The following is a 19,850-nucleotide window of genomic DNA, read 5'->3' on the forward strand; positions in this document are numbered from 1 at the left end:
CAGTGTAGATAAATTGGAGTTTAGCTAGGAAATTATATGACTGTCAAGCCAAAGAAACGGGGTCGACCTTCGAAATCTGGGGCAGGTTTAAGCCAGAAAATGATTGTTGAAACCGCTAAAAAATTGATGCAAGGACAGGGTAGTGTTCCCAGTATTCGTAAGTTAGCGGCTGAACTGGGCATGGACGCAATGGCCATTTATCACTACTTTCGTAACAAAGATGAGCTGTTAGAGGCGGTAGCCATATCGCTTGTGGAAGGTATTTATCAGCCTACTGGATTAGCTTCGTGGCAAGAAGAGCTGACGGAATTAGGTTGGAGTTACCTTACATTACTTAGTGACTATCCGGGTTTACTGGAAACATTATTAAAAATGCGCAGTAGTGGGCCTGCTGAAGTATTCATAACTCGATTTGAGCGAGTGATTTCTGATATTGGCTTAACCGCTGACAGTAAGAAAAATGCGGTTAATTTGCTTGCAGATTACTTGCATGGTTATGCTTTTTCAATGCAATTTACCACGATTGTTCAAGAGGAAAGAAAGGCGATATATACAGGTTCCATATCCTTGTATTTGAACGCGATATCTTTAGGTACTTCTGCTTCCGGCTCTTGTGTATTTCACAAATAAGGAAGGCATCACAGGTTCATTTTACTGAACATTTTATCTTACTTAGCACTTTACCTTACGTCGTGTTTTGTTGTGGCGAACGTTTTATCGTGCTCAGTAATGTAAGTGTGATGCCTTAATGTTGATGAACGGGCGCTAGAGCTGTTCTTCAATAGGCAGAATTCCGCTGAACCAAGCCCCAAATCTGCGCCATACACTAGCGTTAGGCTCGCTGGTAAGCCTTTCTCCTGTGGAATGGTCAACCCAGATAGTTTCGCCATCAACCACTTCAATCTGATAGGCGGTGGCGGGTATTTCTTTCATGATTTCTTTGTAAACTTTGCCAGCGTATTCAGGTTGTTCGATGACGACACCCATTTCGGTGTTGAGATCGGCAGAGCGTGGATCCCAGTTCATTGAACCAACAAAAATCTTCTTTTTATCTATAACGATGGCTTTGGTGTGCAGGCTAGAACGACTGCTGCCAGTTAAGCTCCAATTCTTTTTAATCTCAGCGTTGGATTTGACTTCCCACAATTGCACGCCACCCTCGACAAGATCTTGTCGATATTTAGCATACCAACCGTGAACGGCAAAAACGTCATTTGAAGCGAGGGAGTTCGTAATAATAATGACCTCGCGCCCGTCTTTTACTGCTTCGACGAACTCAATCACACCAGACTCAGTAGGCACAAAATAGGGAGAAATGAGTACCAGCGAAGTTTGACCTTCATTGATCACAGCACCTAGGCTATCAATAAGAGTGCTTTGTTTGCTATCGGGCTTATCTGGAAGATCATAAAGTAAGTCCCCTTCGCCCCAGTAAAGTTTAATGGTGCCATTGAGTAAATCGCTGTACAAAGGCAATTTGGCAAAATCATGTGCACCACCGGAAAACTTCTCTTTCAAGCCGAGCGATTGTACCCAAGCATCTACATCCGCGTCGGTATATTGCTGTTGGTCGTCTGTTAGCCATTCAATAGGGATAGAATAATCACTATTCCAATAAAGATCGTACTGTCGGTTCACCTGCCTGACGGCTTTACCCACCATCAGAAGATCTAAGTCGGCAAATTCGACGTTAGATTCAATGGAGTAGTATTCGTTACCAACGTTCCTTCCACCAATGATAGAGACTATGCCATCTACCGTCAGAGATTTATTGTGCATACGATGATTTAAGCGTTCGAAGTCACTTAACATTGCCAGCCCGCGAGCGGTGCGCAGGTGGTGAGGGTTGAACATGCGAACTTCGACGTTTGGGTGGCTACTAAAGCGCACTAAGTCGCTGTCGTCGTAGTTTTGCATATCATCAAGGAGCAACCTAACGCGGACCCCACGCTCTGCGGCTTCAAATAAGCGCCAGGCGATCAGGTTACCAGCGGTGTCATCTCGAAAAATATAGTACTGCACATCAATGCTAGATTGAGCAGTTTCAATAATAGCAAGGCGGGCGAGCAGCGCGTCGTGCCCTTTATCAAGTGGATAAAACCCCGTCTCTTTGATTAACGAATGTGAGGCGACTTCACGTTCAAAATATTGGTCTAGTCGAGTGGGCTCATCATTGATAAGCGTATAGGAGGCGGTTTTCTCATATCGTGACGGATCAATGCTTGAGGATACACAGCCACTAAGCATCACAATAAGCAGGAGAGGTAACAGGTTTTTTATAGACAAAATGTTGGACATAGTTAAAGTGTTGGTCGGGAGAATAAGAAAAAATGCACGGTGAGTTTAGCCACTTCCAAATGCAAATGCACTTTATCTTCAATGATTTGACGGATATTTGTCACACTTGCTCAGTAAAGGTTAATAGAAACGTCATACGTTGCATAGTGCTTGCTTATAACTCTTTTAATGTAAGAGCACAGTTTAGATATTAGGAGAGATAATGGCGGGATTAGGTGCCAATAAATACACACTCTTTGGTATTGGCGCAATATTGTTGTGGAGCTGCTTGCTCGCGTTGACCCGTAATATTGCTGAGCTTTTTGGACCGATAGGTGGCGCTGCGTTGATGTACACCGTTAGCGCCGTCGCGTTAGTCGTGGTGATGGGAGTACCAAAGCTAAAAACCTTCTCTGTTAAGTACTTAGTCGTTGGGGGCGGGTTGTTTGTTTGCTATGAGATCTTTCTTGCGCTGGCATTAGGAATGGCTAACGACCGACATCAGGCGATGGAAATGGCGATCATTAATTATTTGTGGCCAGCATTAACGGTACTATTTGCGGTAATGATGAGTAAGCGTCGCATTAATATGATGGTGTATCCCAGTGTTCTATTAGCGTTTTTTGGTGTGGTTTGGTGCATTACCGGCGATGAAGGGCTATCGCTAGACCTTATTATGAAGAATATCGCCACCAATCCGATCTCCTATTTTATGGCGGTGTCGGCGGCATTTATTTGGGCGGTGTATTGTAATATCACACCCATAATGAGTAATGGCAAAAATGCCATTGTATTGTTTTTCATTGCTACGGCGAGCGTATTATGGATTCAATATGCATTAAGTGATGAGCAAGGCATGACATTCTCTGTATCGGCAGTCCTAATATTACTCCTGTCTGGTGTGGTCATGGGGGCAGGGTATGCGCTTTGGAATTACGCGATCATTGGCGGTAACATGATGCTGCTGGCAACATTTTCTTATTTCACCCCAGTGCTATCGACGGTTTTCTCTTCATTCTACTTATCGGTGGCACTAGGCGCGTCTTTTTGGCAAGGCGTTACGATGGTGACCATTGGTTCTTTAACCTGCTATTGGGCAACGAGAGAGAAAGTTAAACGGTAAATTGTACGCCGATATTCCGCGTGCGGTTATCGGCGTATTGCGAGTTGTCGGAGCCCGTTTCAGTAGGCGGCTCGCGTAAACCGTTTTGATCAACTAACGTAATGGATAGATAGGGTTATCTTTGACAAGGATGAATTAGTGCACCTTTACCAATTGCAGCAGGGTATACGTTCGATGCGGATGCTGATGCTGATGCTTGTCACCATGTTGCCCATAGTCGCGCTTGCTAACTCGGCGGAAACTCGCACAGAATCCATTGATGCTGCGACCAAAAACACAGCCGAGCTTGTTCAGACGCAGCGAAAACCATGGCTTGTGAGTTACAACCAAGACGCGATTACCTTGTACAAAAGAGAGCACAAGGATGGATTAGTTGAAATTCGAGTTCACGCTGATGTGAAGACAACGTTCAGTGGATTTTTACACCTTTTTGAAGATACTAAGCATGTGTCAAAGTGGTTGCACAATGTCGACAGCACTAAGGTGCTATCGCAAATATCGATGAATGAAAACATTGTCTACACGACGTTCGCGGCACCGTGGCCGGCATTAGACCGTGATATGGTGACGTATTCTCGATACTATCAGCAAGGTAAACGTTTGGTATTGGAGATACGAGACGCTTCTGAATACCTTGCCAAGCAATCGGGTTTCATTCGTATTACTCAAGTGAAGTCTCGATGGGAGCTAACTAAGCTGGAAGATGGGCAGGTATTTATTATGTATACTGCTTTTGCTGATCCCGGAGGTGCGCTACCTGATTGGTTGGTAAATCAGTTAGCCATTGATGGGGCAATTGAAACCTTTAAGGGATTAAAAAGAGAGATACAGCATTACCAGCATCTCTCTCATCCTAATATTGTCGACTAAACAAAATCATCGATCCATGACATTGGGCTAACGCTCATTATACGCTTGTCGTGACAACTTGCTTAGTAGCCACTCCCTTACTTGCCGCAATACGTGATTGTCGCTTTTGACGTTCGCGTTTTAGTTTTTCAATGGCAAGTTGAGTAAAAGCCTCTTTAAGCATTACCGCGGGTACTTTAATAAAGTAGGCCGACATTAGGATCATCATCATTGGATCGGCGTAGATGCTATAACTTGCCCATGGCGTTTGCTCGACAAACCACGCAACAATAAAGCCAGCTGTCACAGCGACACTAAGCATGGTATCCATTTGCCACTGTTTTGATTCAGCATTAATTAAATTTGAAGACAGGGCTTTATTTTTGTTGTCGATGTACCACCAGGCGTAACCACAGCCGAGTACGTTTAACACACCAAATATTGTTGCTATTGAGGTGTCAATCGGGCGTCCACCGGTAAACATGGCCGAGACAGCAGAGTACAAAGAGACACTGACTATCAGTAGAATCACTGACGCTTTGATCGCTATAACAATGGCTTCAACACGGTTACGGCCGAGTCGTGATAGCATGCTTTGGCTGTTTTTTAGCTGATTTGCCGCAGCCAGTGACAATAATGTTAACAGTAAGCTGACTAATGAATACACCCCGTCAAAAGCAATGACAAGAGACCCCATTACCAATCCTACTACTAAACCACCAACAGCAAAGGCTGTAGCAATAAAGGCTGAGACTGTTAGTGTTCTTGTTTCACTATTTCCATTGTTTGGGCGCATACCATTTACCTTATTTAGTTTCTGAGTCTATTGTTTGCTCTATGTGGTGTTATTTCAAACAATAGTTGCGACTTAAGTAAGGAAGAATATGAGGTTTTTTGGTGTTTTTTAATAATATCAATGCTTTATGTGACAGTTTTTGGTGTCATAAATACTGGCGGTCACTGATGGGGGGGATGAAATGAAGGTAGGGGAGCAATGGTCACGTCGGTTATCGGTGAACATTATTTATAATCAAATCATAGAATGTGCGTTGAAAAGAATTAAAGCTAATGCTTCAAAACTAGAGATATAGAAGACCTAAAAAGCAAAAAGATAATCACTGATTTGATCGGCAGTCCAAGCCATCGCTGGGTGCTCTGACATTCCGGCGGCGGTAAACATACAAAAATCTTCTTGATTGAGCCCATAAGTGTGTTTAATCACCGAGAGTTTCTGTTCGCGAAGATATTGGCGGATGAGCGGCTCAGGGAGTACCCCCCAAGCACCTTCGGAAATGATGGTCTTGAGCATATATTCAAAGCTCGAAAAGCCAATATACTTAAGAGAGAAGGGTAAAAGTTCTGGATTGGCTTTTTCATTTAGGTAGGCCAATGAGACTTGCATGGAATTGCGTAGGACTTCATCGGACACACGAGGTAATTTCGACAACTTATGATCAGAGCGACACACTGACATCATGCGAATTTTACCTAACGGCTGATAGACGATTCTTGGATCATCAATACGTTCGTAGTCTACGCCAAATGCGAAATCGACTTGGCCTTTTTCAACTAACGCAGATAAATCACCCGAAGATGCCAAGACCACATTAAACGAAATCGCAGGGAAGTTTTGATTTATTTGTACCGTGAGGTCTTGCCAGAGCGTATCTGGTAGCGAGTCGTCGTGAGCTATCCACACTTCAGTTGCGAACTCCCCTGAAACCTGAGCGCATGTCTTGCGAATTCTATCGGATGTGATCAGTAAGTTCTCACAGTCTTTATATATTGCTTTTCCTGTTTCCGATAACGTCACATTGTTACCTGTGCGGACAAACAATTCGGTACCCAGATCTTTCTCTAATGCTTTGATTGCCATGCTGAGCTTGGTTCTATTACAGTCAATTTGGCGCGCAGCAGCAGACACAGAGCCTGTTTCTGCAACGGCACAAAACGCTTCAATTTGAGTCAAGTTCATAGTCATCCACAGATAAAATTATGGTAATAAAAGCAGGATAAAATCATAGCATGTATCGCAAAGATTACGAAGATAACACTAGGAATTGGCTGGTAATCTGGTTTAATCTAGGGCCAGTGATTAAGGAATTAAAATCAGCGTTGAAACTGTAGTCGATACTGATGAAATAAACGGAGTGAACGATGTCAAACGAATGGGATGAGTACGCAGCGACATGGGATGATAATGAAGCGACGGCCGTTTTTGCCCAATCTTGTTTTGAGCAATTAACAGAGATCACCTCACTGAATCGCAAAACGATCTTAGATTTTGGCTGTGGTACCGGCCTATTGAGCCAGCTAATGTCGCCATGCGCTAAGCAAATCATCGCGCTGGACGGCTCTGAGTCAATGATTGAAGAGTTGGATAAAAAAGCGTTGGTCAATGTTGAGCCAGTGGTCGATTTTTTAACACGCGGTTTGGTGGCACAGCATCCGGCTTTTCGCAATCAATTTGATTTGATCGTTGCTTCTTCTGTCTGTGGTTTTCTGGGTAATATTCAGGAAACGACAAATATTATTTATACCTTACTTGATGAATACGGTTTGTTTGTTCACTGGGATTGGGCGGTTGACAGTGATGATCTTGAATATGGAATGACCACTCAAGCAGCTGAAAACATATTGCTAAATGCTGGTTTCGATAGCGTCAGCGTATCAGTGCCATTTGAAATTGAAACCGAATCAGGTTCACGACCTGTATTGATGGGTGTAGCACGTAAATAGTTAGTGCCTTATGTAGCGTGAGACAGCAAATTATTGTCAGGTTAGGGCTAAACTGGCAACATTATTAATAGGTGGCGTAATCAGCGCCACTTTTTCTTGATACAATGCGCTTCAATATCTCTTTGGAGTCAGTTATGCGCTACCTATCTCTTCTCGTAAGCCGTGCGCTTGTGCTTGGCCTTTCTCTTGTTAGTGCTTCCGCCCTCTCAGCAAGCCATGTAACGACGTTGGACTCTCAACCCCTACAGCACAATACTTCCAGTACTCATGCTCCTATCACTCCCCCTCAAAGTGAAGACGCTAAGCGAGCCTTACAGGTCATTGCATCAGCAGCGGAGGAAATCGATAAGTTTGATTCAACGGCGCATTGGAAATCGGTGAAGCGTTTGACTGGTGTTGCACAAGCGGTGGTGATATTTCCCACAGGCGGGCAGGCTGGGTTTCTTGTAGGTGCACAGTGGGGAGAGGGAATATTGCTCACCAGACATAAGCATCAATGGAGTGAGCCAGTTTTTGTCGAGTTTACCAGCTTCATGTTTGGTTTATTGGCAGGGGCCCAGAAAATTGGGGGTATCGGTGTTATTTTATCCGACGATGTCGTGGATAATTTAATACAACAGCCGATCAAAATTGGCGGGACAGCAGACTTAACTCTTGGATCCGGCGTTAGCGGTAAAGTGATAGGTGGTACGAGTGGCATCTCAGCCATGATGGTATCTGAAAATAAAGGGCTGTATTTCGGCGGCAGTATCGATACTTTTCAAATCCAGTTAAATCAGCCTCTTAATCAAGCGCTTTATGGCGACGATGTTGACACCTTACAGGTACTGGATCGCTATGACAGTGACACAGGGTATGCTCAGACTTTGCGTAAACGATTGGAAGGGATTGCTTACCGTGCCGTTTATCAGTAAAGCGTTCGTTTATCAATAAAGCGTGTATATCGCTAGAACCGTCGCAACCGCCACAGTAACTCTAGCCGAACGCTCATTAATCAGCGTTACTATCAGGCCGCATGAAAAGCTTTAGGGTGAGGGGGGAGCGATGTGTAAAAACGTTAGCGTAGTATCAAAGTATCTGTTTTTACTGGGCAATTGCCAGAACGTGAATTAGTATTAGACGATAATTGAGTAAAAAAAGAGCAAGAGTATGAAGTCATCATTACTATTATTTGTTGTGAGTAGTTTGCTCATGATGGGTTGCACCACGGTAACGCCACCTCCAGCCCATTTTTCTTATGGTATTGCCACCACAGGTGATTTTTCATTTTTGCCCGCCAGCAAACCAAATACCTATTCTTGGAAGTCAGACGCAGCCGTCGCTCATGTTTCCGAAGAGATAAATGCCAAAGAATATATCTCGGTCATTCAAAGTCTTATTGACCAAGAGTTGTCTAATAAAGGGTTTGTAAAAGTGGCGCCTTCACAATCACCGCAGATGTGGATGGAATTTGGTATCGCAACAGAATCGAAAATGACAGATGATGATATTTTTGCCAGCACGCAAATTTCGACGGGCATTCAAGTTGAGGCCGGTCCGGGCGAAAATGGTGAAAAAGGCAGCTTATATATTGCGGCCTTTGCACCGCTTGGCGACTTTCCCCGATGGCGAGTCCTAGCGCAAGGACCAACGGAGCGTCGTATTGACGATCCAGAGTTACGAGCTGAGATGGAGCAAATTATTGGTTCTATGATGAAAAATGTTCCAACTAGGCTATAGATTGAGATGGCGAAACTCGCTGGGAAATAAAAAGCCGTGCCCTGCCAATAAGCAGGGCACGGCTGTATCTAAACGGTTAAAATGTCAATCCTTTAAGCTCTACGCGACGGGTTGGCCATGCGCTACCTTCTAAGGGTATCGGACGCACCATTGCTGAGATGTTGGTTCCGGGCATTAACATCGACTTATCCATCAGAAAAAAATTGGTGACTCTCTCGTAGCCGCTGGATGAATAGACTTCATCACGACCAAATAGAATCGAATACTGCATTCCCAATTGCGCCATCTTTATATGCGCGTGAGCAAGTAATTGTTTTACATACCCTTTACCTCTGTGTTCAGGATGAACACAGACCTCTGCTACACCGCCAATGAAAATAGGGTTTGCATTGTGATACACGTGCTTCTCGTGCATAGCGAGATGAGCAACCACCAAATTGGACGCTGGGTCTTTTATATACCAACGATGTGCAGGCATCTCATTGTAATAGCGCTGCGTTTTAAATCGCTCATCACTTGGTTTGGTGAAACAAGAGCTCAGTAAAGTAATTAACTGCTGGTCTAGCATTTCACCAACGTCACTATCTTTGATGTACTCTATCGTCATTTATTACCTCAGGTTGTGATTTAATCTCTTTCGCTGCTCTACTTATGACTTTACGTGGAACAACAAGAATTTTAGTTATCAATACATTTGTCGGTAATCACGTTGTGTGTGCCTTTGTCTGGGCCGCTATCAATATTAAGGCGGCTTAATACGCTGTAACAGGTTGCATCGTTGGTATTGGTAACAGATTGGATAATGACTTCGCCGCTATTACCAGAACGAGAGTTAGACCAGCGAGTCGATTGCCCTTTTTGGGGTGTTTTCATCAATTTAGTAAGGGCTGCTTTATGTTTATCTCGGTCGCTGTCGGTGTAGCTTTTATCTTGCTTTAAGCCAAAGGTTTCTGAAGAAACGTCGGTAATTTTATCGACTAGTTGAAAAGGAGAGTTGAGAATGCCACCAATGACCCCTGAAACCGCGCCTTTACTTGCTTCTCTGCCGGCCTGTTCAGCTTGCGCGACGAGCCCTTCTGCTTGAACAATGATCTCTGGTACATCTTTCCTAAGCGCCGCGCTTTCTGCCAAAATCTCAGGCACTTTCTGGTTCACATTACTTATTTGCTGATTGGTTTGACGAACGGTTTGGTTCGTTTGGTCGACTTGTTTTAGGACAGTGGGCAGTGAACGGTGCCAAGCATCACTTTGCTCAATGATGGGTGGAATCGCATCGCGCACTTGTTCAACTTCGCTGACAATAAGCGGGAGCTGCTGGTTGATGTCATCGATACGTTGGAGCACTTCGGGAATTAATCTCTGATACTCTGCGCTTTGCTCTAATATAGATGGAACAATGGATTGTAGGTTGTTGATTTCAGCAATGACAGGTGTGATGCGCTGCGCAGTAGTATCTACTTGTGCAAGCAAAGCGGGAAGTTCGGTACGTAGTTGCTTCGCTTCTTGAGTAAAAGAGTAGATCGCAGCGGCAAGTGCGATTAGAGCGAAAGCAAACAACAGACGAGATAGCGCGATGAGTTTATCCATGTGTGAGTTTATCCATAAAGCATCATAGAAGTAACAACATAGCGAAAGTCGAGCAGAGAGTAAAAGACAACCGTATACCTTGTGAGTGCGCTCGACAACTTAATAAGAAACCCTAAACAAGAAGCGTCGGCAAGGAGCGTGAGAGGCGAGTGATATGCTTTGATTCTGTATACAGCTCGATGTGTTTAGTGCGAAATTTTCTGTTACCTAGTGGGCTTAATTGTTCGTTTTTGACACTAACATCGATGTGGTTGAATAATTCTATCTGTAGCGGTTAGATTTTCTAACTGAGTAGAAAAGCGAAATGCGATTAATCTACGAAGACACACATGAAACGTGAATAAGCAGAACCACACTATGTCAGAAAAATACAGCTATTGGCTTAATAACGCATTGGTCTCAGAGTCAGAGGCCACCGAAGTACTCACTCAAGATGTCACGGTTGACGTCGCCATTGTAGGTGGTGGTTTTACCGGTTTGTGGAGCGCGATTCTTCTTAAACAAAAGCAGCCTGAATTGTCTATTGCGGTGCTAGAACAATCAATCTGCGGCTCTGGTGCATCGGGCTACAATGGTGGGTGTTTGTTGACTTGGGCGACGAAATACCCGACGTTGAAAAAGCTCTTTGGGGACGAAGAAGCTCGCTGGTTAGTTGAAGAGTCCGAAGCGGTGATTGCAGAAATAGATGAGTTTTGCCAAGCATTTGATATTGAAGCGGAGCTGTATACGAAAGGGACGTATTACACGGCAACCAATCAAGCTCAAATGGGAACGATGGATCCTGTTGTCGCGGCACTTAAAACAGAAAAAATAAATAGTTGGTCGAACGTTGACGCTGAGACCCTGCACTCAAAAACAGGCTCGGCGGTTCATAAAGAAGCGCATTATTCACACGCTGCAGGCAGTGTTCAGCCAGCGAAACTAGCACGCGGACTAATGCGCGTCGCAAAACAACTGGGTGTGAAAATTTATGAGAAGACGGCAATGGAAACATTACAAGAAACTCAACCCGCCTTGATTGGTACTAACCGAGGGTTAGTGACGGCAACTAAGGTTATCTTTGCAACCAACGCATGGCTTATTAATCAATTTCCTGAATTAAAGCGTTCTATTGTCGTCGTTTCCTCAGATATGGTATTAACAAAACCGGTAGCAGAAAAGTTGGCGATACATGGCCCAGACCAAGGCGTCACTGTCGTCGATTCTCGTATTTTTGTTCACTATTACCGAGATACGAAAGATGGTCGATTGATGCTAGGTAAGGGCGGCAATCGTTTTTCATTTGGTAACAAGATTGATGGGATGTTTGACGCGAAAACGCGTTACCTATCCCAGCTAGAAAATAGTTTTTCTTGGTTATTTCCGTTTTTGAATAAAAACGATATCGAGCATAGCTGGACCGGAGGTTCTGACCGTTCAGTGACAGGTTTGCCTTTTTTTGACCGATTACGTGGGCATCCGCACATTTTCTATGGTTTAGGGTATTCAGGAAACGGTGTGGCACAAACTCGTATTGGCGCAAAAATTTTAGCGAGTATGGTTCTAGGTGAAGATAATCGATATACCCAGTGTGGCTTAGCAAAAGGCCCAAGAGGGTATTTCCCACCAGAACCTTTTAGGTGGTGTGGTGCGATGGTTGTTCGAGATGCGGTAAGACGAAAAGAAGTTGCAGATCAACACGGACTAAAGCCCTTTATTGTCGATCGTTGGCTATCAAAATTAGCGGGACCAGCTGGGAAGGCAGACAAAGTATCTTAATTTGAAAGGTGACAATATGTGAGGATCTTAGCCGAATCATTGTTCAGAATGAGTAAGTTAAGATCGTCATTCATGGGTGCTTAACAAAGTACTGCTAAGGTCAATACTTGCACTCATTAATGGTTATAAGTAGTTTACATGCAAGTGAATAAGCCAACGTTTCTTTCCAATTCGGAGCCCCAGTTAATAAGTCACCAACGACGAATCCCTCCTTTTAAAGCACTGCGTGCATTTGAATCTGCCGCGAGACACCGTAGTTTTTCCCGTGCTGCGAATGAACTTAACGTGACTCGCGCTGCTATCAGCCAGCAAATTCGATTGTTGGAAGAGTACCTGGATGCTCGCTTGTTTGAGCGAAGTGGCGCTCAGATTATATTGACTGAGCAAGCGTTGCATTATTTACCGCTACTTACAGACACTTTAAATAAACTGTGTCTGGGAACTGGTCATTTGTTTGGAAAAAAGGCACGTCAAACACTGTCCATTCGTGTAGCACAAAGCTTTTGTCACACATGGTTGTTACCACGCCTTGCCGACTTTCATCGTAGACATCCCGATATCACTCTGCAGTTTTACTCTACAACAAACCTTTATCCGAGTAACAATAATGTCGTGGACCTGGAAATTATCAATGGTTACGGTCATTGGGATGATGTGATTTATGAACCCTTGACGTCTGAGGAAAAGTGGCAGGTGGTGGCCAGCCCTTCATTTACTAAGCAGTTTGATTTTACTCGCCCCATTGAAGAGATCGCTACGTTTCCAAAACTGGCAACACTAGGGTATAGCGAAGGCTGGAAAGAATGGTTTTCTTTGCATCAAGAGGCGCTTATTTTTTCCGAACCTGTTATGTCTTTTGATAGCACTCAGTTATCAATGGAAGCCGCGATACAAGGGCTAGGGATGTTGCTTGCTAAATCAATATTGGTTGAGGATGCGATTAAACAAAATGATTTAGTTGTGGTGCAGTCACTGTCAATGCCCAGCAACAGTCAACATTATTTGGTTAAAAATCAAACGCCATCCAACGGCACTAAAATTAACCACTTTTGTCATTGGTTAAAGCAATGTGGCTTACTCTGTGCATGACGCTTTCTGCACATAAAGCATCATCATTGGCATTGATAGGAAATAAGTGGTTGTGTGAAAAATGAACACTTAAACTGATTTTTCGAGTAAGTCACTAAATTTTATAAGTAATTCAGCTAGACTGAAATTATAACAAGAATGTTCAGGAGCGGGTTATGGCTATTCAAAGATTAGAATCCACATCGCTATACTATGCGGCAGAGTTGGAAAAGTTACCTTGTAAATCAACGAAAGAGCTCTCTCCTATTGATGAAATCGTCGGTCAAGAGCGGGCGCAAAAAGCGGTCGAGTTCGCCATGTCGATCAAAGAGAAGGGATACAACATTTATGCGATTGGGCAAAATGGTTTAGGGAAACGAACCATGATACTGCGGTATCTCAGCCGTCATCAGCATGATCGAGAGGCGCTGTTTGATTGGTGCTATGTTGCTAACTTTACTGATACTCGTATCCCGCAAGTGTTGAAGCTTCCAAGCGGAACAGGGACTCGCCTTAAGCAAGATGTAGAAAAGCTCATCGCTAAGTTGATGAAAGCGATTCCAATGGCGTTTGATAATGAGCTCTATTATGGTCGTGCGGACAAATTAAAGAATGATTTGGCTAGCGTTCAGCAAGCTGAATTAACAAAGTTAAGCGAGGAAGCGAAAACCAAAGGGATTAGCCTAACCATCACGCCGCAAGGTGATTATCAATTTGTGGCTCTAAGTGGCGAAGATCTGCACACTGAAGAGTCGTTCGATGAATTACCTGAAGAGGAGCAGACTCGTTTTGGTGATAACATTGACGAATTAGAAATTAGCTTACGTGGTATGGCGCGTGAACTCACTGCTCTAGAAGAGACATACACGGATAACATTCAAAAATTGAATGATGAAGTGACGCTAGGCGTGATAGCTCATCTCATTAAAAAGCTGAAAAAAAGTTATAACGGTTACACCGAAATAAAGCAGTACCTGACAGAACTTCAAAAGGATATCTGCGAAAACGTCGATATCTTTCTTGAAGAAGGTAATGAGCAGGGTGAAATCGCGACGGCTTCTTTGGATAAAAATTTCCCTCGTCGCTATAAAGTGAATGTGTTGGTGAAGCAGACGAGTGAAGAGCTGCCTATCATTGTTGAGGAAAATCCTAACTATCACTCACTCTTTGGTTATATTGAAACAGCAACGTATAAAGGGACGGTATTTACCGACTTTTCTTTAATTCGCGCAGGTAGTCTGCATAAAGCAAACGGCGGCGTGCTATTGATGGACGCGGTAAAAGTACTAGAGCAACCCTATGTATGGGATGGTCTGAAGCGAGCATTGCGTTCAAGACAACTGAGTTTTACCTCATTGGAAAAAGAAGTCACGTTGACGGGGGCGGTGTCATTGGATCCTCAGCCAATTCCTCTTGATGTAAAGATCATTTTGTTTGGGGATTACCGTACTTATCAACTTCTGCAGCATTATGATCCGGAATTCAGTGAATTATTCAAAGTGACGGCTGATTTTGAAGATGAAATGAAGCGGACTGCCGACTCTGAACTGCACTATGCTCGTTTTATCTCCAGTATCATTCATGACAACAACATGTTGCATTGTGACAGAAAAGCCATCGCGCGGATTATTGAGCACAGCTCACGTTTATCCGGTGATCAAAAGAAACTCTCGTTGCACTCCGCTCATATCGCTAATCTGTTGCGAGAATCTAACTACGTGGCTCGAAATGCCAAGTCTAACCTGATTCGTGTTGGCCATGTCGAGCAAGCCTTGAGTTATCAACAAATGCGAGTCAATCGCCTTCAAGATAGTGTAATGGAAGGGTTTACGAACGGCACTACGTTGATTCATACCGACGGAGAAGCGGTAGGGCAAGTGAATGCCTTATCAGTATTGACGACCAGTGACCATATGTTTGGCGCCCCTAACCGAATTACAGCGACAACGTCGTATGGGGAAGGGGATGTGATCGATATTGAACGTAGCGTTGATCTTGGCGGCAGTATTCACTCCAAAGGGGTAATGATCCTTACGGCGTATTTGTCTTCTGTCTTTGGCAAAACAGCGAAGGTGCCGCTCACCACAACCATTACTTTCGAGCAATCATACGGCGGTGTGGATGGGGATAGTGCCAGCATGGCTGAGTTCTGTGCAGTGGTGTCGGCGTTTTCTGGTCAAGCGAATCGCCAAGACATTGCCATTACTGGCTCCATGAACCAGTTTGGTGAATCCCAACCCATAGGTGGTGTGAACGAGAAAATCGAGGGCTTCTTTGACGTGTGTGAGATCAAAGGCCGACGCTCAGACCAAGGTGTCATTATTCCGCGCTCTAATGTTCACAATCTCATGTTACGTGCTGATATTGTGAAAGCTGTCGAAAAAGGTGATTTCCATATTTGGGCGATCGATCATGTGACAGAAGCCGTTGAATTATTTACCGGTAAACAAGCTGGGACACCCTCATTGGAGGGAAGTTATCCCATTGATACGGTATTTGGAATTGCGCAGGCGCGTCTTAATGCCTTAAGAAAGTAACGGTATCACTTTGATAAAAATGCCACGTTCTAAACGTGGCATTTTTTTTGCTATTGCTTGCTGTTTTAAGTCTTTAACATAGAGAGCATAAGGCGTTATGCGCGCAGTTTAAACTTAGTGCCGTCGAATTTTAACAAGGACAGCAGTTCTTTAGCGTTGGTGGTACCAAGCTCGTCAAACTTTATCCCGTAGCCATTGTAGTGGATGGCTTTTTGGACGTTACAAATGGGGCCAGATAAAGCAGGGAATGAACGCCCCTTGCCTGTTTCAGACTGCACGATGAGTGTTACTGGCTCGCCAATCGTTAGGGATTTGCTCAATGCGGGCAGAATAAATCGACAGCCACTTTTTGACATGTCACGAATTTCACAACGCACCCGTCTCTCACCCGCTTCCAGCACAGCGCCTAAATTTACTTCATAGCGCGCTTCTTTACGTAAGTTTGTGATGGTCATTGACTGAGGAATACTCAGTACCAACATCGATACTGGGTCATCAATGATGTGTAACAACTGGGAGCGGAACTGCACTACGCCTCCCTCACCACGCTGTGAAATAGCACGAACAATCAACCAAAACCCCTCTTGATAGAAGTCTTTAAGGTCTGATTCAGAAATATGCGGCATTTCCAATAAAACGCGGTGATCAGAATGAGCGCCAATGAACTTAGAGGTGCAACGGAAAGACGTGCCAACAGGGGTTGTGACAGTCAATGTGACGTCGCTACCATGCTCTATCATGGCTAAAGCATCTGTACTATTTAGGGTATGCGTGCTGCGCGGAGGCGTGCTTGGGTTTAGTTTTTTAGTATTTGTTAGCGTCACTGCTCGTTAATTCCTGACGTTTAGTTCTTGGGCACCGATTGCTTTAGGACTGTGCAATAGCTAAGTCCGACTCTAGCTAAGCCTGGATGCTAATTAGAGTAGGTGCTCGCGAAATTTTAGGGGCTCATCTCACCAGATGCAATGAAAAAACGACGACACCAGTCAAAATATTGACTTAGCTGTCAGTTTTGTCGCTTTATTCGTTATTTCATAGCTTTAACCTTAGGTTTTCTAGTGTGTAATCTTACTCAGTTAGGCGTATGCTCAATGTAGAACCGTTGAATTGCAGAGAGATTGACTATGAATTCTATTGCCTTTTTTAGTGCCAAATCTTATGACCAAGCGTCGTTTACCAAAGTTAACCAAGCGTTTGATTTGGATTTACATTTTCATGACTTTAGGTTGACTAAAAAGACCGCAAAAATGGCACGCGGCAGTGAGGTAGTGTGCGCGTTTGTCAATGACGACTTGTCACGAGAGGTTCTCGTTGAGCTTCAGTCTGAAGGCGTAAAGCTGGTGGCTATGCGGTGTGCTGGGTTTGATAAAGTGGATTTATTAGCTGCGAAAGAGCTTGGATTGCAAGTGGTGCGTGTTCCTGCCTACTCACCAGAAGCAGTAGCAGAACATGCTGTTGGCCTGATGATGACGTTGAATCGACGCTTTCATAAAGCCTATCAACGTACTCGTGATGCGAACTTTTCCCTTGATGGATTGGTTGGGTTTAATTTGCATGGTAAAACGGCTGGTATTATCGGCACTGGCAAAATTGGGATCGCGACGATGCGTATTTTAAAGGGGTTTGGCATGAAGCTGCTTTGTTTTGACCCTTATGAAAATCCGCTCGCCCTTGAGCTTGGGGCAACGTATTGCAGTAAAGAAGCGTTATTTAAAGATAGTGATATCATTTCTTTACATTGCCCGATGACAGAAGACAATTATCACCTACTAAATGAGCAGGCTTTCAATTCAATGAAAGCGGGGGTCATGATCATTAATACTAGCCGGGGAGAGTTACTCGACTCTTCAGCCGCCATTGACGCTCTTAAATCTGGAAAAATAGGCGCGCTTGGGCTAGATGTTTACGACAATGAAAAAGATCTTTTCTTCCAAGATAAGTCCAATGATGTCATCGTCGATGATGTGTTTAGACGCCTATCAGCCTGCCATAATGTTCTCTTTACAGGACATCAAGCTTTCCTCACCCATGAGGCGCTTGAGAGTATTGCTGAGACCACGTTAAAAAATGTCGATTGCTTTATGACCAATAAATTATCAGGCAATGAACTGATATCCGCTTAGTATAAGAATGCTATAACTGTGAAGCACGGCATTAGAGCTCTCGTGTCAATGTTCGAGAGCTTTGATCATCTCAGTTATGCTTCTTTCTCGCCCCACCTTTTTATTTGTAGAATCAATTAAGTTTCAACTAGTGATTACTTAAATCAATAAAAGAGTTTAAACTCTTTTATGGTGTATATATCATGCGCTAAAAATCATTAATGAGACAAAATATGAACGAAAGCGCTAAAAATGATCTTGGTAGATTGCTCATAAATCAAGACGCACTACTCGACGTTCTTTCCAAAAGTCATACTTCCTTAACTGACTATCCCGAACTGCAGGAATATTTAGCACGTAAGAATCCTAACGTGGCACAGTACTCCAAAGCGATAAGAGAAGGGGTGTTCACTAGGCAAGAATATCTCGATGAGATTGGCGAGCGGCTTAATTGGCTTGCCTACGAGTTACAGTCTCATATTGATATGGAATTTTTGGTGAATCGTGTCGCATCGATTGTTGGTGATGATCTGGAAAAGATCAAAGCGTTAACCATTGAAGATATCGGGGCCGACTGCTTATCTAAGCTAATAAACTTGTTTGGTCATGCGGTGTACTCGACCCAGCAGACAAAACCAAGTTATCCGTTTTTAGCAACGAAAGGCCAAGTTGATCATGTGTTTTGGAAACAGTCGCATATTGCTTATGATGCTTGGCTTGATGGTTACCAAAGCCATTACAAGTTGACGAACTACTGTCAGGTTCAACTTGATTGCAAAGCACCACAGAGTTCCGTTCGCTTTTTCCGTCAGTTTGGTGATCCACGCGATATCGCTGAATGGCGTGAATATTCGGGCTATACGCTTGAAGCTAGTATTTAAAGGCAAGATAGTTTCACTGATCATTGTTGTTTTCTGTTACCACTATCACTGCTGTTATCTATAGCGTAAAAGTGCAAAGGATTTGCGCTGCAACTGCAACTGCAACTGCAAGTGAAACTGAAACTGCAACACGAGTACATGTCATTCCCCTCCAACAACACACTATTCCCGCAGCGCTTGCTCCTTACTTTATTTATTCACCGTTTACGTCGTTCTACTCCCACTATACTTATTACCTCTGGCGGGTTTCTGATAAATGAATGAGGCGGGGCTAATACATTACAAACGTTGCCTGAGATTGTGCCCTTGGCAGTGGCAGTGGCAGTGGCAGTTGGTAATTGGTACAGCAGTCACGGTTGAATAGGAAGTAAATTGAATGAGTGGTAAAGCGTTTCCTGGACCTGAATTGTTATCCATTAAAGAAGGAGAGTGGACGAACTTACCGAATGGAAGGGTGCTGTGGGTTCCTAACTTTATCGAGTCATTGGAATCCGTTAGTGTGTTTGATGCGCTTTATCATGATCTCACATGGCGAGAAGATAAAATCATGATGTTTGGAAAATGGGTGACAATTCCTCGCCTACAGGCGTGGTATGGAGAGGCGAGCTATCAATATTCGAATCTAAAATTGGATCCTCTTCCCTGGACCGTTGATCTTGATGCTTTGCGTATTCGTTGTGAAGCTGTCGCAGGTAGCACGTTTAACTCGGTTCTCGCCAATTTATACCGAACAGGTCAAGACTCGAATGGGTGGCACAGTGACAATGAGCCCGAGCTAGGAGAGCAACCTGTGATCGCCTCACTAAGTTTTGGTGCGACTCGTCGGTTTTCCTTAAAACATCGCAGCACTAAACAAAAAGTGATTATCGATTTGCCCGCTGGTAGCTTGTTGGTCATGGCTGGTGAGTTACAACGTCACTGGCTGCATTGTGTTCCAAAGACAGCCCGATATGTTGAGCCTAGAATCAACCTTACCTTTCGCCAAATCTACAATTAAAAAGCGCCTGCTATTTAAACAGGCGCTTTGACGACATTACTTAATTAGTATTGAGAATGTTATATTTTGTCAGAGTTGCGAGGGGACACTTGTCGCGCCGCTGGTTTTTTTGCTGCGGGTTTCTTGGCTGCAGGTTTCTTCGCTGTCGACTTAGTCGCTGTTTTAGCCGCTGGTTTCTTGGCGGCGGTTTTACGAGCTGGTTTTTTCGCTGGT

17 protein-coding genes and 1 pseudogene are annotated in these 19,850 nt (G+C 44.0%); 12 read left to right on the forward strand and 6 right to left on the reverse strand.

Annotated features, from left to right (window positions below; translation table 11 throughout):
- Positions 1–36: 36 nt before the first annotated feature.
- On the forward strand, positions 37–630 hold the full coding sequence (locus M9196_RS19440; protein WP_250619168.1) for a TetR/AcrR family transcriptional regulator: 594 nt from the start codon (positions 37–39) through the stop codon (positions 628–630).
- Positions 631–765: 135 nt separating this feature from the next.
- Here M9196_RS19440 and M9196_RS19445 read toward each other — a convergent pair whose 3' ends face one another.
- Positions 766–2,298, reverse strand: a complete 1,533-nt coding sequence (locus M9196_RS19445) for a phospholipase D family protein (protein ID WP_250619169.1) — start codon at positions 2,296–2,298, stop codon at positions 766–768.
- Between the two features lie 202 nt (positions 2,299–2,500).
- On the opposite strand from M9196_RS19445, the gene yddG reads away from it, so the two are divergent.
- Complete coding sequence (gene yddG, locus M9196_RS19450) at positions 2,501–3,400, forward strand: aromatic amino acid DMT transporter YddG (protein ID WP_250619170.1); 900 nt, start codon at positions 2,501–2,503, stop codon at positions 3,398–3,400.
- Positions 3,401–3,538: 138 nt separating this feature from the next.
- Positions 3,539–4,270, forward strand: coding sequence for an START domain-containing protein (locus tag M9196_RS19455; protein ID WP_250619171.1), 732 nt, complete (start codon positions 3,539–3,541; stop codon positions 4,268–4,270).
- 136 nt (positions 4,271–4,406) lie between these two features.
- Here the strand turns inward: M9196_RS19455 and M9196_RS19460 are convergent.
- A pseudogene (locus tag M9196_RS19460) lies at positions 4,407–5,045 on the reverse strand (cation transporter); the annotation flags it as partial.
- Between the two features lie 300 nt (positions 5,046–5,345).
- The gene (locus tag M9196_RS19465) at positions 5,346–6,224 is read right to left on the reverse strand and encodes a LysR family transcriptional regulator (protein WP_250619172.1); all 879 of its coding nucleotides are present in this window, start codon (positions 6,222–6,224) and stop codon (positions 5,346–5,348) included.
- A gap of 182 nt (positions 6,225–6,406) precedes the next feature.
- Here M9196_RS19465 and M9196_RS19470 point away from each other — a divergent pair, with 182 nt between their 5' ends.
- The 3 genes from M9196_RS19470 (at position 6,407) to M9196_RS19480 (ending at position 8,707) form a co-directional block, all read left to right on the forward strand.
- Entirely contained in the window at positions 6,407–6,988 is a 582-nt protein-coding gene (locus M9196_RS19470) for a class I SAM-dependent DNA methyltransferase (RefSeq protein WP_250619173.1), read from the forward strand.
- Between the two features lie 134 nt (positions 6,989–7,122).
- Positions 7,123–7,902 (forward strand): lipid-binding SYLF domain-containing protein, encoded by a 780-nt coding sequence (locus M9196_RS19475; RefSeq protein WP_250619174.1) that lies wholly within the window; start codon positions 7,123–7,125, stop codon positions 7,900–7,902.
- Between the two features lie 235 nt (positions 7,903–8,137).
- On the forward strand, positions 8,138–8,707 hold the full coding sequence (locus M9196_RS19480; RefSeq protein WP_250619175.1) for a DUF4136 domain-containing protein: 570 nt from the start codon (positions 8,138–8,140) through the stop codon (positions 8,705–8,707).
- Between the two features lie 76 nt (positions 8,708–8,783).
- Here M9196_RS19480 and M9196_RS19485 read toward each other — a convergent pair whose 3' ends face one another.
- Positions 8,784–9,314, reverse strand: a complete 531-nt coding sequence (locus M9196_RS19485; protein WP_250619176.1) for a GNAT family N-acetyltransferase — start codon at positions 9,312–9,314, stop codon at positions 8,784–8,786.
- Between the two features lie 71 nt (positions 9,315–9,385).
- Entirely contained in the window at positions 9,386–10,294 is a 909-nt protein-coding gene (locus M9196_RS19490) for a coiled-coil domain-containing protein (protein ID WP_250619177.1), read from the reverse strand.
- A gap of 357 nt (positions 10,295–10,651) precedes the next feature.
- On the opposite strand from M9196_RS19490, the gene M9196_RS19495 reads away from it, so the two are divergent.
- The 3 genes from M9196_RS19495 to M9196_RS19505 all read left to right on the forward strand — a co-directional run bounded on the left by M9196_RS19495 (position 10,652) and on the right by M9196_RS19505 (position 15,657).
- On the forward strand, positions 10,652–12,052 hold the full coding sequence (locus M9196_RS19495) for an FAD-dependent oxidoreductase (RefSeq protein ID WP_250619178.1): 1,401 nt from the start codon (positions 10,652–10,654) through the stop codon (positions 12,050–12,052).
- A gap of 138 nt (positions 12,053–12,190) precedes the next feature.
- On the forward strand, positions 12,191–13,141 hold the full coding sequence (locus M9196_RS19500) for a LysR substrate-binding domain-containing protein (RefSeq protein WP_250619179.1): 951 nt from the start codon (positions 12,191–12,193) through the stop codon (positions 13,139–13,141).
- 155 nt (positions 13,142–13,296) lie between these two features.
- The gene (locus tag M9196_RS19505) at positions 13,297–15,657 is read left to right on the forward strand and encodes a Lon protease family protein (protein WP_250619180.1); all 2,361 of its coding nucleotides are present in this window, start codon (positions 13,297–13,299) and stop codon (positions 15,655–15,657) included.
- Positions 15,658–15,752: 95 nt separating this feature from the next.
- Here M9196_RS19505 and M9196_RS19510 read toward each other — a convergent pair whose 3' ends face one another.
- A complete protein-coding gene (locus tag M9196_RS19510) occupies positions 15,753–16,397 on the reverse strand; it encodes a PilZ domain-containing protein (protein WP_250619188.1) in 645 nt (214 codons plus the stop codon).
- 384 nt (positions 16,398–16,781) lie between these two features.
- Between M9196_RS19510 and M9196_RS19515 the strand changes: the two genes are divergently transcribed.
- The 3 genes from M9196_RS19515 to M9196_RS19525 all read left to right on the forward strand — a co-directional run bounded on the left by M9196_RS19515 (position 16,782) and on the right by M9196_RS19525 (position 19,637).
- Positions 16,782–17,780, forward strand: coding sequence for a 2-hydroxyacid dehydrogenase (locus tag M9196_RS19515; RefSeq protein WP_250619181.1), 999 nt, complete (start codon positions 16,782–16,784; stop codon positions 17,778–17,780).
- A gap of 212 nt (positions 17,781–17,992) precedes the next feature.
- Positions 17,993–18,640: a hypothetical protein gene (locus M9196_RS19520; RefSeq protein ID WP_250619182.1), complete on the forward strand. Its 648-nt coding sequence runs from the start codon at positions 17,993–17,995 to the stop codon at positions 18,638–18,640.
- Between the two features lie 376 nt (positions 18,641–19,016).
- Complete coding sequence (locus tag M9196_RS19525; protein WP_250619183.1) at positions 19,017–19,637, forward strand: alpha-ketoglutarate-dependent dioxygenase AlkB family protein; 621 nt, start codon at positions 19,017–19,019, stop codon at positions 19,635–19,637.
- Positions 19,638–19,850: the final 213 nt, after the last annotated feature.

Origin of the sequence: Vibrio methylphosphonaticus (assembly GCF_023634655.1) — a bacterium.
Taxonomy (GTDB): Bacteria; Pseudomonadota; Gammaproteobacteria; order Enterobacterales; family Vibrionaceae; genus Vibrio; species Vibrio methylphosphonaticus.